The sequence below is a fragment of the Streptomyces sp. NPDC059452 genome, assembly GCF_042750035.1.
In the GTDB taxonomy this organism is placed as follows: Bacteria; Actinomycetota; Actinomycetes; order Streptomycetales; family Streptomycetaceae; genus Streptomyces.
The window spans coordinates 25,024-39,449 of sequence record NZ_JBHYVE010000017.1; the positions used below are offsets into that span (position 1 = coordinate 25,024).

The 14,426-nt window shown below is 72.2% G+C and carries 12 protein-coding genes; 8 read left to right on the plus strand and 4 right to left on the minus strand.

The window, feature by feature from the left end:
• Positions 1-54 precede the first annotated feature (54 nt).
• From ACFW9Z_RS22240 to hisC, 6 genes are all read left to right on the plus strand, one after another.
• A complete protein-coding gene (locus ACFW9Z_RS22240; protein WP_384643625.1) occupies positions 55-267 on the plus strand; it encodes a ferredoxin in 213 nt (70 codons plus the stop codon).
• Positions 264-1,670 (plus strand): FAD-binding oxidoreductase, encoded by a 1,407-nt coding sequence (locus ACFW9Z_RS22245; RefSeq protein WP_384643628.1) that lies wholly within the window; start codon positions 264-266, stop codon positions 1,668-1,670. Before ACFW9Z_RS22240 ends, ACFW9Z_RS22245 begins: the two co-directional genes overlap by 4 nt.
• Positions 1,667-2,893 (plus strand): MFS transporter, encoded by a 1,227-nt coding sequence (locus ACFW9Z_RS22250; RefSeq protein WP_384643631.1) that lies wholly within the window; start codon positions 1,667-1,669, stop codon positions 2,891-2,893. Before ACFW9Z_RS22245 ends, ACFW9Z_RS22250 begins: the two co-directional genes overlap by 4 nt.
• On the plus strand, positions 2,875-3,714 hold the full coding sequence (locus ACFW9Z_RS22255; protein WP_384643634.1) for a TauD/TfdA dioxygenase family protein: 840 nt from the start codon (positions 2,875-2,877) through the stop codon (positions 3,712-3,714). Before ACFW9Z_RS22250 ends, ACFW9Z_RS22255 begins: the two co-directional genes overlap by 19 nt.
• A gap of 34 nt (positions 3,715-3,748) precedes the next feature.
• Positions 3,749-5,023: an ATP-grasp domain-containing protein gene (locus tag ACFW9Z_RS22260; protein WP_384643636.1), complete on the plus strand. Its 1,275-nt coding sequence runs from the start codon at positions 3,749-3,751 to the stop codon at positions 5,021-5,023.
• Between the two features lie 61 nt (positions 5,024-5,084).
• Positions 5,085-6,197 (plus strand): histidinol-phosphate transaminase, encoded by a 1,113-nt coding sequence (gene hisC, locus ACFW9Z_RS22265; RefSeq protein ID WP_384643639.1) that lies wholly within the window; start codon positions 5,085-5,087, stop codon positions 6,195-6,197.
• A gap of 174 nt (positions 6,198-6,371) precedes the next feature.
• Here hisC and ACFW9Z_RS22270 read toward each other — a convergent pair whose 3' ends face one another.
• From ACFW9Z_RS22270 to ACFW9Z_RS22285, 4 genes are all read right to left on the minus strand, one after another.
• Positions 6,372-7,700, minus strand: coding sequence for a hypothetical protein (locus tag ACFW9Z_RS22270; protein WP_384643642.1), 1,329 nt, complete (start codon positions 7,698-7,700; stop codon positions 6,372-6,374).
• A 95-nt stretch (positions 7,701-7,795) separates the two neighbouring features.
• The gene (locus tag ACFW9Z_RS22275) at positions 7,796-8,611 is read right to left on the minus strand and encodes an ABC transporter ATP-binding protein (RefSeq protein ID WP_384643645.1); all 816 of its coding nucleotides are present in this window, start codon (positions 8,609-8,611) and stop codon (positions 7,796-7,798) included.
• Positions 8,608-9,714 carry a FecCD family ABC transporter permease gene (locus ACFW9Z_RS22280; protein WP_384643648.1) on the minus strand — a complete coding sequence of 369 codons (1,107 nt, stop codon included), beginning with the start codon at positions 9,712-9,714 and terminating at the stop codon, positions 8,608-8,610. Before ACFW9Z_RS22280 ends, ACFW9Z_RS22275 begins: the two co-directional genes overlap by 4 nt.
• A gap of 8 nt (positions 9,715-9,722) precedes the next feature.
• On the minus strand, positions 9,723-10,778 hold the full coding sequence (locus ACFW9Z_RS22285; protein WP_384643650.1) for an ABC transporter substrate-binding protein: 1,056 nt from the start codon (positions 10,776-10,778) through the stop codon (positions 9,723-9,725).
• A gap of 96 nt (positions 10,779-10,874) precedes the next feature.
• Here ACFW9Z_RS22285 and ACFW9Z_RS22290 point away from each other — a divergent pair, with 96 nt between their 5' ends.
• On the plus strand, positions 10,875-12,635 hold the full coding sequence (locus ACFW9Z_RS22290; protein ID WP_384643653.1) for an ABC transporter ATP-binding protein: 1,761 nt from the start codon (positions 10,875-10,877) through the stop codon (positions 12,633-12,635).
• Entirely contained in the window at positions 12,632-14,377 is a 1,746-nt protein-coding gene (locus ACFW9Z_RS22295; protein WP_384643656.1) for an ABC transporter ATP-binding protein, read from the plus strand. The genes ACFW9Z_RS22290 and ACFW9Z_RS22295 overlap by 4 nt, the downstream gene beginning before the upstream one ends.
• Positions 14,378-14,426: the final 49 nt, after the last annotated feature.

The following is a 14,426-nucleotide window of genomic DNA, read 5'->3' on the forward strand; positions in this document are numbered from 1 at the left end:
GCCGCCCGTCCCCCGCCGCCCGTCCCCCGCACCGCGCTCAAGGAGCCGCCCCCTATGAAGGTCACTCTGGAGACCGGCCGTTGCGTCGGCGCCGGTCACTGTGTGCTGTCCGCGCCGGAGGTCTTCGACCAGGACGACACCGACGGCATCGTCCTGCTGCTCGATCCCGCCCCGGCCGAAGCCCTCGCGGACGCCGTCCACGAGGCCGCCGACCTCTGCCCCGCCCGGGCGATCCTTGTCGCCCCGGCCGACGGCGGGCAGGCATGACGGCCGCGCTGCTGGACGCCCTGCGCGGCGCGGTGGGGTCCGGGAACCTGCTCACCGACCCCGCCGCCACCGCCGGTTACGCCCACGACATGATGCCGCTGGCCCCCTACGGACGCCCGTACGCCGTGGTGATGCCCTCGACGACCGAGCAGGTACAGGCGTGTGTACGCGCCTGCGCCGGGGCCGGTGTCCCGGTCGTCACGCGCGGCGCCGGGACCGGGCTGACCGGGGCCGCCAACGCCCTCGACGGCTGCGTGGTCCTGGTCACCGCCCGGATGAACCGGATCGTGGAACTCGACCCGGACAACCGGCTCGCGGTGGTGGAGCCGGGCGTGGTCAACCAGGACCTCAAGACGGCCGCGGCCGCGCAGGGCCTCTTCTACCCGCCGGACCCCTCCAGCCTGGACACCTGCACCCTCGGCGGCAATCTGGCGACCAACGCGGGCGGGCTGTGCTGCGGGAAGTACGGGGTCACCGGCGACTACGTCCTGGGCCTGGAGGCGGTCCTCGCCGACGGCTCCCTCCTGCGGACCGGCCGCCGCACCGTCAAGGGTGTCGCGGGCTACGACCTCACCCGGCTGCTGGTCGGCAGCGAGGGCACGCTCGGCGTCATCACCCGGGCCACGCTGGCCCTGCGCCCGCTGCCCGAGGCGCCCGGCACCCTCATCGCGGCCTTCGACTCCGTGAAGGCGGCCGGGGAGAGCGTCAACCGGGTGGTCCGGGCGGGGCTGGTGCCCTCCCTCATGGAGATCATGGACGCCACCTCGCTGCGGGCGTCGGCCGCGTACCTGCGCACCGAACTGGCGGGCGCCGGGGACCAGGCGCTCCTGCTCTGCCAGTCGGACACGGGCGGCGCGGCGGGCGAGGACGAGCTCGACCGGATGGAGAAGCTGTTCCGGCAGGCGGGCGCGGTGTACACGCACGCCACCCGGGACGCGGCGGAGGGCGCCCTGCTGCTGCGGGCCCGCCGGGTGAGCCTGACCGCCCTGGAGGCGCGGGGCGCCTGCATGACCGAGGACGTGGCGGTGCCCAGGACCCGGATCGCCGATCTCGTCGACGGCTGCGCGGAGATCGGCGCGCGGGCGGGGCTGACCGTCGCGGTCGTGGGCCACGCGGGGGACGGCAACATGCACCCCACCGTGCTGTACGACCGCGCGAGCCCCGAGGAGTACGCCCGCGCCCGCGAGGCCTTCGACGCGATCCTGGCCCTGGCGCTCGCCCTCGGCGGCACCATCACGGGGGAACACGGTGTCGGCAAGCTCAAACAGGAGTGGCTGGAGCGGGAAGTGGGGCCCGTGGGCATGCGTGTCCACCGGGCGGTCAAGGACGCGCTGGACCCGGCGGGGCTGTTCAACCCCGGCGCCGTGCTCGCCGAGCGGCCGGGAGCGCGGGACGCACCGTGATCGCTACGACCTGGCGGACGGTGGCCGGACTGCCCGCACCCCTGCGGACGCTGTTCTCCACCACGCTGATCTTCCGCGCGGGCACCATGGCGTACCCCTTCCTCGCCCCCCATCTGCTGCTCGAAGGGGGCATGGACGCGGCCGCCACCGGGCTGGCCGTCGCCGTGTTCGGGGTGGGCGCCCTCGCCGCCGACCTGGCCGCCGGGCCGCTGCTGGGGCGGCTGCACCCGTACACCGTGATGCGGGGCGGCTTCCTGCTCGGAGCCGTCGCGGTGGCCGTGGTGCCGCTGCTGAGCGGTCTGCCCGCCCTCGCCGCCGGGGTGCTGGTGTGGGGGTTCGCGTACGAGATCGTCACCCCGGCGGCGTACGCGGCCACCATCGCCCAGTCCCGGCCGGGGGAACGCAAGGTCGCCTTCTCCTGCTACCGCCTCGCCATCAACCTGGGCACGGCCGTGGGGCCCCTGCTCGGCGCCCTGATCTTCGCGTTCGCGCCGTACGCCGTGTTCTGGGCCAACGCCCTGTGCGTCGCGGCAGCCGCCGTCCATCTGCACGCGCGCCGGGACCGTACCCCGGGGCGGAGTACGGCGCTGCCGGGCGACGGCGGGAAGCACCGGGAGCGGGCCCGGCCGACGCTGCCCGAACGCACCCGGTTCTGGGCGGTGTTCGGCCTCTCGCTGCCCATCCAGCTCGCGTACGCCCTGCCCTCGGTCTTCGTCAGCACCTACGTCATCGTCGGGCTCGGCCTGCCCGGCTACTGGGCCGGGGTCGTCTTCACCGTCAACGCCCTCGGCATCGTGCTGTTCGAGGTTCCCCTCAACGTCCGGATGGCGGCCGTCGGGGACCTTCCCGCGCTGCTGATCGGTTACGCCCTGGCCGGTGCCGGGTTCCTGCTCATGGCCCTCGCCGAAACGGGCCCGGCGATGGTACTCGCCACCCTCGTCTGGACGGCCGGGGAGATCGTCGTCTTCCCCGCGCTGCTCGACTACGTCAGCCGGGTCTCCGGCCCGGCGGCCGACCGCCGCATGGGCCAGTTCTCCGGCGGCGTCAACCTGGCCTTCATCGCGGCCCCTCAGGTCGCCCTGCACCTGAGCGGCCCCGGACATCCGGGCGCTCCGTGGGCCGTCGCCGGGGCGGCCGTCTGCGCCGCGTGCCTGCTGCTGCTCGCCGCCCGCTCCCACCCGTACACCTGGCACAAGGAGGAACCGTGCACAAGCGCGACCTGACGCCCTTCATCGGTGTCGAGTACACCGGACTCACCCACGGCGAACTGACCCGCCCCGAGGTCTTCGACGACATCGCCGACTCGCTGCACCGGCGCGACCTGGTCGTGGTGCGCGGTATCGACCTCACCCCGGGCCAGCAGGTCGGCCTCGCCGAACGGCTGGGCGTTCCCGTCCCCTTCGTACTCGCCGACTGGCGCCACCCCGAGATCCCGGAGATCCTCGTCTCCTCCAACGAGCGCGAGGGCGGCCGGCCGGTCGGCATCGAGCGGGTCGGCCACTTCTGGCACCAGGACTCCTCGTTCGACGCCGACCCGGCCGCGTACACCGTGCTCCATGGTGTCAAGGTGCCGCAGGACTGCGGCCACACGCTCTTCGCGAGCGCCGCCGACGTGTACGACCGGCTGCCCGCGCGGTGGCAGGTCCGCCTGGAGGGGCTCTCGGCGCTGCACACGCTCACCAAGCAGCAGCGCATCGCCCCTCGGCACGTGGGCCTGTCCATCGCGGAGGTCCGCGCCCTCGTCGCTCGTGAGTACCCGGCCGTCGAGCATCCCGTCGTCCGCCGCGACCCGCACACCGGGCGCCGCTTCCTGTACGGAGCGCGCGCCTACACGGACCGGGTCGTCGGTCTCGACGCCAACGGGAACGAGGAGTTCTTCGACCTGGTGGACGGTCTCCTGGCCGATCCCGCCCACACGTACACCCACCGCTGGACCCCTCACGACCTGCTGCTGTGGAAGACGGCGACCACCTACCACCTGGCGACGGACCTGCCGCCCGGGGTCTCCAGGACCGTCCACCGGGTCAGCGTCGCCGCCGCCTGAGCGCACCGCACCCCTCCCGAGGAAAGGAACCGCTGTGCCCGTCACCGGCAACGGCACCCCCGTCGGCGTGATCGTCGACGGCTACTCCGTCGGCGAGCACCTGCCCCCCGCCTTCCGGCGGCTGGGCGCCGATGTCGTCCATCTCCGGAGCACCCCGGCCTTCCTGGACTGCGTACCGCCGCCGGATCTGCGCCCCTACCTGGCCGAAACGGTCCTGGACGCGGCCGATCCCGGGCTCACCGCGAAGGAGCTGGCGGCCTACGGGCCCTGCGGGGTGCTGCCCGGCCAGGAGACCGGAGTCCCGCCGGCCGACATGATGGCCGAACTCCTGGGTGTGCCCGGCAACCCTTCCGCCACCTCCGCCCTGCGCCGCGACAAGTACCGCATGATCGAGGCCCTGCGCGCGGCCGGTGTCCCCTGTGCCGACCAGCTCAAGTCCGCCGACGCCGACGAGGTGCTGGCCTGGGCGCGGACCACGGGCTACCCGGTGGTCGTCAAACCGCTCAGCTCCGCCTCCACCGACAAGGTCTCCGTCTGCCGGGGCCCCGGCGATGTCCGCGCGGCCGTCGCCGAAGTCCTGGGCAGCCAGGACATCTTCGGCCGGCACAACGCCGAGGTCCTGGTGCAGTCCTTCCTGGACGGTACGGAGTACATCGTCGACGTCGTCAAGGGCCCCGGCGGCGGCCGTCATGTGTGCGGCGTCTGGGCCTACGAGAAGACGCTCGTCGGACGACGCCCGGTCTACGACAGGGATGTGCTGCTCGACCCCGGCGCGCCGGTCGTCGCCCGGCTCGTCGACTACCTGGACACCGTCCTCGACGCCCTGGACATCCGGTTCGGCGCCGCCCACGCGGAGATCATGCTGACCGCCACCGGTCCGGTCCTGGTGGAGGTGGGCGCCCGGCTCAACGGGCTCATGGACCCCGGCCACCACGACTCCTGCCTGGACGGCAACCAGGCCGACCTGCTCGCGCTGGCCTGCGTACGGCCGCGGGAGTACGCCCGCGCCCACTCCGGCGACACGCTGTACCGCAAGCACCGGGAGGCGATGGTCGTGCACGCGCGGACGGGCCGGGAGGGTGTGGTCGAAGCCGTCGACGAGGAGGCTCTGGCCCGGATCACGGCCCTGGACACGGTGCACCTGGCCGTACCACGACTGGCCCCCGGCGACCGGATGCGGCCCACGACCGACCTCCTGTCCAGCCCGCTGCGCGTCTTCCTGACCGGTGACAGCCAGGACCAGCTCCTCGCCGACCACCGCAGGATCGGCCGACTGGCGGACGAGGTCTTCCGCCTGGCGCCCAACTGACCACTGCCCACTGACCGCCACCCACCGCCCCGAGCCCTCTTTCCCTCCCGAGGAACCCCCCATGTCCGTAACCCCCCGGGCCGACCTGGCCGCCATCCCCGACTACAACACCCCGGGGCAGGCGCCCGGCGCGATCGTGCTCAACTCCAACGAGGTGCCGCAGCCGCCCCCGCCCCCGGTGGTCGAGGCGATGGCCCGCGCGGCCGCCGAGGGCCACCGCTACCCCGAGTGGTTCTCCGACACCCTCGTCAGCAGACTGTCGGCGGACCTCGCCGTCCCCGGGGAGCGGATGGCCGTGGGCTGCGGGTCGGTCAGCCTCTGCCGTGACCTGATCCAGGCCGTCTGCGGCCCGGGGGACGAAGTCCTCTTCGCCTGGCGCTCCTTCGACGCCTATTCGGTCTTCACCCGGGTCGCCGAGGCCCGGGCGCGTACGGTCCCACTGGACGCCGAACACCGGCACGACCTGACGGCGATGCTCGACGCGGTCACCCCCGCGACCCGGGTCGTCTTCCTCTGCAACCCGAACAACCCGACCGGGACCGCGCTGGGCGAACCGGCGCTGCGGGAGTTCCTCCGACGGCTGCCCGACCGGATCCTGGTCGTCCTGGACGAGGCCTACCGGGAGTTCGTCACGGATCCCGCCGTACCGGACGGTGTGGAGCTGGCCCGCGAGCACGGGAACCTCGCGGTCCTGCGCACCTTCTCCAAGGCGTACGGACTGGCGGGGGTCCGCGTCGGCTACTGCGTGGCCCCACCCGCCGTGGTCTCCGCGCTGCACAAGGTGTCGGTCCCCTTCGCGGTCAGCCGCCTCGCCCAGGCTGCTGCGCTCGCCGCCCTCGACCACGCGGAGGACGTACGGGAGCGCTGCGCGGCGGTGGTCCGGGAACGCGAGCGGCTGCGCGAACACCTGCTGCGGGACGGCTACCCGGTACCCCCTTCACAGGCCAACTTCCTGTGGCTCCCCCTGGCCCACCGCACCTCCGGCTTCACCGACTTCTGCGCCCGACACGGCATCCTGGTCCGCGCCTTCCCCGACGAGGGCGTACGCGTCACCGTGGGGCTGCCCCAGGAGAACGACGCCTTCCTGAACGCGGCGAGCCGGTTCGCCTCCGAGAGCCGCACGGGACCGGGACCGGACCGCCCCCTCAACGGTCACGATCTACGAGCGACATGAGGCCCAGCCCCACCGAACAATCACGCTCCACAGCCGGATTCCGGGGCGCGTTCCGTTCCGCCCGATGCCTCACCCGCCACCGTTTCACCACTCGCCCCGCACAGCGTCCGACACCCAGAACGAGCGCCGCCGCGAGACCTCCGAGAAACTCCGGCAGCGCGCTTTCCCAGAGGCTCACCATGCCGCTGCCCTTGGACGTACCGCAGCCGCCGCAAGCTCTTTCCGCCGTCGGCCGAGTCGCTTGAGCTTCCGCCTCACCCGTTCCCCGAATGCCACCGGATCATCCGCCCCTGTGGCCTCGGCTGCCTGGGACCATGTCATACGGCTCGCCGCGTACACCTCCGCCACGGCTCTCTCCTCCGGGGCCAGGGCCCGCAGCGCCGATGGCACCCGATCGTCCTCCACACACCCGAGAACCCTGTCCTCCGGGAGGCGGCGGTCCGTGATGAAGTCTCCGAGCGTCCGCCCTTCCGACACAGGGTCTTCGAGCAGTCGCACCCGGTGGCCGAAGGCCTTCCGCTCCCAGATCGGCTGCAAGTGCAGGTGCTCGACGCGGGCATGGCGTCCCAGCAGGGCCATCGCCTCGGCGTCTCCGCTCAGTCGGGCTCCGAGCGTTTCGACCCAGTCGCCGAGGAGCGCCGTCTCCACGGCCTCACGCCACATCTCCGGGCTGCCGATTCCGAGCCAGGACCTGGTGAACTCGTCCACCGCCTCGACGTCGCCCTCAATGGCGGCGTTCCGCGCCACGAGCGCGGCGATGACGGCTTCCCGGGCAACCGGCAAGGGATGAGAGGTGAGCTGCACGGCCAGTGCCTTGAGTACGGCGGCGATGAAATTCACGGGCGAGTGCCAGGCGTCCATGCCCTCCCGTTCGACGTTCCTGGCACGGCTGAGCGCCACCACCACGTGGCCGTAGAACACCAGCGGATCCGGCTCCTCGGCGTCCGCAGCGGCATCGTCGATGCCCCGCGCCCGCCACTGATGCGCCATCTGGTACATATCGCCGACGAACCGCGCTTGCTCTGCCGCCTTCCCCTCCCTGACGGCGAGCTCATGAATCACCGCGGCCATCGACCGGATCCGCTCGACGACCGCTGAGGCGGTCGGGAGCAGGGCTGTCGTTCGAACGCGGATACCGGCGAACCGGACCTCCCGCGAGAGAGCGGGAGCCGCCCCTGTCCGCGGTGAGAACTTTCGGTACCGGCGGCACGAGGAGTGGCCGCTCTTCGGGCAGTCGGGGCACAGATAGCGGAGGTAGGCGTTCTTGGTGAGCAGTTGTTCCCGGGCGTACGCGATGAGCCGGATCGCCCGAAGAGCGATCGCCTCCGCCCCCCGCTCACCGGGCACGACCGCGAAGGGCTCGATCGGCCGTGCGGACCGGCTCTGGATCTCGGCATCGGCCAAGAGCCCGAGCACCCGCTTCGACAGCGCGGCGTCCAGTTCGTCGAGCGTAGTGATGCCGCTGTGTCCGTCGTCGAGGTCCGTGTAACAGAGGAGGGCCATACGTGCTCCTGGCAGGTGGCGATGAGGTTGTTACCTACTGGCTCGGGACGAGCCCGGAACGGCAAACATTCTTCTCAAATGCAGGGTGACGTACGTCACATGGAGCCGGACCGACGCGGCACCGAGGAGCCCTCAAGCCCAGCGGCACGGTCCGGTGAGAACGCGAGGAGGAGCCCGCCCGTGGCCGGATGGGTCAGATGCGTGCAGGTGACTCCGAAGACGGTCCGGACGAGTTCGGGGCTGAGCACCTCCGCGGGCGGGCCGTCCGCGACGATCCGCCCGTGGTGCAGGACGTAGAGCCGGTCGCAGTAGGTGGCCGCGAGATTGAGGTCGTGCAGCACACACAGCGTCGCGCGCCCCAGGTCCCGTACGAGCTCCAGGAGTTCGAGGGCCGCGTACACATCGAGGTGGTTGGTCGGCTCGTCGAGGAGGAGCAGCGGGCTCTCCTGGGCGAGCGCGCGGGCCACCAGAGCCCGCTGCCGTTCACCACCGGAGAGGGCGGAGAGCCTGCGGGTACGGTGATCCGCCAGGCGGACCCGCTCCAGTGCGGCGGTGATCGGCGCGTCCCCGCGCCCGGTGGCCGACTCGAAGGTCCGGAGCCACGGTCCGCGCCCCATGGCCACCACTTCCTCCACGGTGAAGTCGAAGTCCGGGGTGCTGTCCTGGGCGACGAGCGCGGCGCGCCGTGCGATCTCGCGCTGGCCGAGCGTTGTCACGTCGTCGCCGGAGAGCGCGACACGCCCGGCGAAGGGGTCGAGCGCGCGGTAGATCGTGCGCAGCAGCGAGGTCTTGCCGCTGCCGTTGGGGCCGACGAGGCCGACGCGTTCGCCGTCGTCGACGGTGAGGTCGCACTCCGCGACGACCGGGGTGGAACCGATACGGACGCTCACACCGGACAGTGAGACCCTCATGACGCCTCCGAGCGTCGCAGCAGCCACAGGAAGACCGGGGCGCCGAGCACGGCGGTGACGATCCCGATGGGCAGTTCCTCGGGGCGGACGAGAACGCGGCAGAGCACATCGACGACGACGAGGTAGATCGCGCCGACGAGCATGGCGACGGGGAGCAGACGACGGTGGTCCGGGCCCACGACCAGGCGTACGAGATGGGGAACGATGAGCCCCACGAAACCGATGCCGCCGGACACGGCGACGAGAACACCGGTCAGGAGGGAGGCGACGACCAGGAGGCGGACGCGGACGCGGTGCACGGAGACGCCGAGCGAGAGCGCCGCGTCGTCACCGGCCGCGAGTGCGTTGAGTGTCCGGGTCCGCACCATCAGATGGACGCCGACGACCAGCACGGCCGCCGCCGGCAGCGACAGGTTCGGCCACGACGACTCCGACAGGGAGCCCAGCAGCCAGAACAGCACCGAATGCGCCGCCTCCGCGTTGCCGCCGCGGAAGATGACGAAGCTGGTGGCTCCGCTGAACAGGTACGAGAGTGTCACCCCGGCGAGGATCAGGCGGCCCGGGACGACCCGGCCGGCGCGGCGCGACAGTCCGAGGACCGCGATCATCGCCAGGAGCGCTCCGGCGAAGGCGGCGGCCGAGGTCGACAGGCCCGCCACCGCCACCGACCCGAGGGTGATCGCGATGGAGGCCGTCAGCCCGGCGCCCGCGGAGACCCCGAGTACGTAGGGGTCGGCGAGCGGATTGCGGACGGTGGCCTGCAAGGTGACACCGACGACGGCGAGCCCCGCGCCGACGACGGCGGCCAGCAGGACACGCGGCAGCCGCAGGTTCCACACGATCTGGTCGTCCATGACACCGGCGGACACCCCGGTACCGGTCAGACGACCGGCGATGACCTCGGCGACCGTCTCCAGCCGCACACCGACGGAGCCCACCGACACGGCCACGCAGACCGTGCCGAGGAGGACCACGAGCAGCAGCGGCACGACGACGGAGAGGGGGGTGTGCCGACCGCCACGGCGCGCGTTCGGCCGCTGACCCCCTTGCGTACGCGCTTCGGGGGAAGTGCCGATGGCGGCGGCGGGCGTTCTCCTGCGCATCGCCGGCCTCACTGGGATCCGTACGCGCTCGGGTGCAGGAAGCGCGCTATCTCGGTGACACCCTCCACCGGCCTCGTGCTGCCGCGCGCGCCGGTCTTGGCCGCGTCGATGACGAGGACTCGCCCCTCCTTGACCGCGTCCACGGTGGGGAACGTCCGGTTCAGGAACTCCATCGCGTCGTCGCGGCCCTTCGCCGTCGCCGTGAAGTTGTCGACGATGATGGCCCGAGGGTTGCGCGCGACGATCTGTTCGGGGCTGACCGGGGCGAATTGACCGGGCAGGTCGGCGAAGACGTTCGTCCCGCCCGCCCGTTCGAGCACGTCGTCGGAGAGGCCGCCGGAGGTCACACAGAGCCGGCCCGCGACCTGGGAGATCTCGGCGACCTCGCGCCGGGGCTCCCGGGCGGTCCGCCGGCGTACGTCGTCGAGGCTGCCGCGTACCTTGTCGGCCAGCTTCCGCGCGCGGGCCTCCACCCCGAAGACCGTGCCGAGCTGCTGGATATCGGCGTCGAGCGCGTCGAGCCCGGAGGTGTCCGAGCGCAGGTCCGCCGCGCAGCCGCCGCCCACCACATAGGTGGCGATGCCCAGTTGCTCCAGTTCGTCGATGCTCGGGCTCCCCAGTTCGCCGGAGACCTTCTCGACCTGATCGGTGATCAGGAGATCGGGCCCGGTGGCGACCAGTGCCTCGACGCTCGGACTGCGCGCCCCGAGACCGGGCAGCGCCGCGAGACGCTCCTTCAGCTCGGGCGCGGGGGCGGACTCGCCCCGTGTCTTGGCGACGATCCGGTCGCCGACACCGAGCGCGAACAGGGTGTCGGCGATGGCGTCGGTGGTGATCACCACGCGCTCGGGGACCCGGTCGAGCTCGACGGTACGGCCACAGGACTCGAAGGTGATCCCGCCCGCCCCGCCCTCCTCGCGGGAGCCCGCGTCGGCGCCCTGGCACCCGGTCACTCCGACAGCCGCGAGCGCGAGGAGGGCAGCGAGCGCGGCGGCCCGGGCCCGGTGCGGAGCGACACCTGATGCGTAGCTCGGTAACGGCTGGTCAGAACGCGGCTGGAGCATGAGCGGAACTCCCTTTCGGCACAAGGCCCCGATGGGCATCACCGGGCGGCGCACACATTATTGAATGAGCTTCAGTCACCATGTTAGGGTACCCTAATGAAATCATCGACATCGCAGACTCCGGGGCTGGCCGGACCCGGCGCGTTACTGCGCCTGCTCGCTCCGATCCGCACCCGCCTCGTCCTCTGCGCGGCCCTGTCGTGCCTGAGCGCGGCGGCGGGCATCGTGCCCTACATCGCCGTGGCCGAGATCGCGCGGCTCATGCTCGACAACCCCGCGGAGGCGCACACCGCCATCTGGACCTGGGTCGGTATCGGTGCCGCGGGAGCCGGCGGCTGGCTCGTCCTGGCCGTGCAGTCCTCGCGGGTGGGGCACTACGCCGACGCGGCGATCCTGCACGACCTGCGGGTACGGATCGTGGCCCACCTCGGCAGACTGCCGCTCGGCTGGTTCCGCGCCGCGGGCTCGGGCAAGGTCAAGCGGGCGATGACGGGTGACCTTGAGGAGATGCACGAGGTCATCGCGCACGCCCTGGGGCAGTTGGTCGGAGCGGTCACCGTGACGGCCGTCGCGACGGGCTATCTGCTCTTCGTCGACGTCCGCATGGCCTCCGTCGTGCTGGGCGTGCTTCTGCTGATGGGGATCTTCTTCCGGATCTCGATGCGGTCCATGACGACCCATATGAACCGGCTGGTCGCCGCCGACGCACGCATCAGCGCCGCGAGCGTCGAGTACGCCGACGGCATCCAGGTCGTCAAGACGTTCGGCACCGGGGGCCGCGTCCTGCGCCGCTTCGACGACGCCGTGGACGAGCACACCGAGGCGTTCGCGGCCTGGGTCGCCGAGGTGCGCCACAGCTCGGCGGCCTCGCGGCTGTTCGGCTCGGAGATGGCCGTCCTCACCGCCGTGGCAGCCACCGGACTGGTCCTCGTCGACCGCGGATCGCTCGGCGTCGCGGACCTGGTGGCGTTCCTGGTCGTCGCCATCGGGCTGCCCAACTCCGTCCTCCCCGCCGTGACCGCCGCCCAGGGCGTGCGCAAGGGCCGGATGGGCGCGGCCAACATCGAGCAACTGCTCTCCCGTACCCCGCTGCCCGAGCCCGAGCACCCGCGGACGCCCGTCGGCCACGGCGTCGAGTTCGACCGGGTCTCCTTCTCCTACGACGGGGTGACCAACGCGGTCGAGGAGATCAGCGCCGTCTGCCCGCCGGGCCGGGTGACCGCGATCGTCGGTCCGTCCGGCGCGGGCAAGTCGACCCTCGCGGGCCTGCTGCCGCGCTTCCACGAGGTGTCGGAGGGGGCGATCAGGATCGGCGGTGCGGACGTGCGCTCGATCCCGTCCGCGAAGCTGCTGGCATCGATGTCCCTGGTCTTCCAGGATGTGGCCCTGCTGCGGGACAGTGTGGCCGAGAACATCCGGATCGGCCGCCCCGGCGCGAGCGACGCGGAGGTCCGCGAGGCGGCGGCCGCCGCGCACATCCACGAGGTGATCGAGAGCCTGCCCGACGGGTACGACACCCTGCTCGACGCGGGCGGCGGCAGTCTCTCCGGCGGTGAACGACAGCGGCTGACGATCGCCCGGGCGATCCTGTCCGGGGCCCCGATCGTCGTCCTGGACGAGGCGACGGCCGCACTGGACGCCGACAGCGAGTCGGCGGTCCAGGAGGCACTGGCCAACCTGACGGTGGGCAAGACCGTGATCGTGATCGCCCACCGGCTGCACACCATCGCGGGCGCCGCACAGATCCTCGTACTCGAGAACGGACGGCTGGCCGAACAGGGCAGCCACGGAGAACTGCTCGCACGCGACGGGCTGTACGCCCGGATGTGGGCCGCTCAGGAAGGGGTGCTCGCGTGATCCGCCGTCTGTACCGGCTCTGGCCGAACCCGAAGCTGCTGGCCCGTCTCTGGCTGCTCACAGCGGGGCAGGCGGTCCTCCAGGGCCTGCTGCTCGCCCTGCTCATCCCCGTTCTGGACGCCCTCGTACGGCCCGAACCGGACATCGGCGCGGCCACACCCTGGCTCGTCCTCGGCGCGGTCGGCGCGCTGCTGTACGCGGCGCTGAGCGTCATCGCCACCCCGGTGGGATTCGCGGCGGCGGGCGCGCTCGCGGCGCAGTTGCGCCGAAGGCTGATGCAGCAGGTGAGCACGCTGACGCTGGGCTGGTTCACCGCCGAGCACAAGGCCCGGCTCGCGCGGGCGGTGACCGCGGACGTGGGCAGCGCCGCCCACCTCGCCGTGACGATCGGCGGCCCCGTGATCACCTCGACCCTGCTGCCCGCGACGGTCGTCGTCGTGACGTTCACGGTCGACTGGCGGATGGCGCTGCTGCTGTGCGCGATCGCGCTGGTCGCCTACCTGGCCCTGCGGCGTGCCGCCCGGATCGCCGAGATCTCCGAGACCGAGCTGGAGCGGGCCGCCGCCCAGGTCGCGGGCCGGGCGATCGAACTCGGCCAGGCCCAGCCGGTCCTGCGCGCCGCCGGCCATGCCGAGGGCACGCCCCGGATGCACGCCGCGCTTGAGGACCACCGCGAGACCTACCGGGAGGGCATGCGCCGCGCACGGCAGCCGTTCTTCGTCTACACCGGTGTGATCATGGCCGGATTCGTCGCGGTGCTCGCCCTGACCGCCGAGCTCATGCTCAGCGGGCGCGTCGAGGCCGCCACGGCGATCGTGCTGCTCGTGCTGGCCGCCCGTTTCCTGGAGCCGCTCGGCAACCTCATCGAACTCATCGGTGCCCTGCGCGCGTTGCGGAACCAGATCACGCGCATCGAGGAGCTGCTGTCCACCCCCGCACTGCCGGTTCCGGCCGAGCCGGTACGCCGGATCGCCGATGCCGACGTCGAGTTCAGGAACGTCACCTTCACCTACCCGGGCGGCACCACCCCCGCCCTGAAGGAGGTCTCCCTGCGCTGTCGGCCGGGCACCACGACCGCCCTGGTCGGCCCCTCGGGCTCCGGGAAGACCACGGCGACCCGGCTCGTCGCCCGCTTCTTCGACATCGACTCCGGAGAGCTGCGCGTCGGCGGCGTCGACGTACGCGAACTCGACCCGGGCACCCTGCTCGACGAGATCGCCATCGTCTTCCAGGACGTCTACCTGTTCGACGACACCATCGAGGACAACCTGCGCCTCGCGCGCCCCGAGGCGACCTGGGACGAGTTGCGGGAGGCGGCCACCGCGGCCCGGCTCGACGAGGTGATCGAGCGTCTGCCCGCCGGCTGGCAGACCCGTGTGGGTGAGGGCGGCGCGCAGCTGTCGGGCGGTGAGCGTCAGCGCGTCGCGATCGCCCGGGCGATGCTCAAGCGGGCGCGTATCGTCCTCGTCGACGAGGCGAGCTCCGCCCTCGACCCGGAGAACGAGGCCGCGATCACCCGGGCCATCGCCAACCTCGGCGACGACCCCGACCGCACGGTCGTCGTGATCGCCCACCGCCCCGCCACCCTGGCCGCCGCGGACCATGTGGTCTCGCTCGACGACGGCCGGGTCACGGAGACCGGAACCCGGGAGGAACTGCTGCGCACGGGTGGGACGTTCTCGCGTCTGAGCTCACAGTACGAGCGGGCACGTCACTGGCGCATCGCCCAGGTGAGCCCCTGACCGACGGCGTACGTCCCCGAACCGCTCGGCGTCACGCGGCTCCCCGCGA

Bases quoted from the DNA above. Each gene is read 5' to 3' on its own strand.
- ACFW9Z_RS22240 (WP_384643625.1), top strand. From the start codon at position 55: ATGAAGGTCACTCTGGAGACCGGCCGTTGCGTCGGCGCCGGTCACTGT.
- ACFW9Z_RS22245 (WP_384643628.1), top strand. From the start codon at position 264: ATGACGGCCGCGCTGCTGGACGCCCTGCGCGGCGCGGTGGGGTCCGGG.
- hisC (WP_384643639.1), top strand. From the start codon at position 5,085: ATGTCCGTAACCCCCCGGGCCGACCTGGCCGCCATCCCCGACTACAAC.
- ACFW9Z_RS22270 (WP_384643642.1), bottom strand. From the start codon at position 7,700: ATGGCCCTCCTCTGTTACACGGACCTCGACGACGGACACAGCGGCATC.
- ACFW9Z_RS22275 (WP_384643645.1), bottom strand. From the start codon at position 8,611: ATGAGGGTCTCACTGTCCGGTGTGAGCGTCCGTATCGGTTCCACCCCG.
- ACFW9Z_RS22280 (WP_384643648.1), bottom strand. From the start codon at position 9,714: ATGCGCAGGAGAACGCCCGCCGCCGCCATCGGCACTTCCCCCGAAGCG.
- ACFW9Z_RS22285 (WP_384643650.1), bottom strand. From the start codon at position 10,778: ATGCTCCAGCCGCGTTCTGACCAGCCGTTACCGAGCTACGCATCAGGT.
- ACFW9Z_RS22290 (WP_384643653.1), top strand. From the start codon at position 10,875: ATGAAATCATCGACATCGCAGACTCCGGGGCTGGCCGGACCCGGCGCG.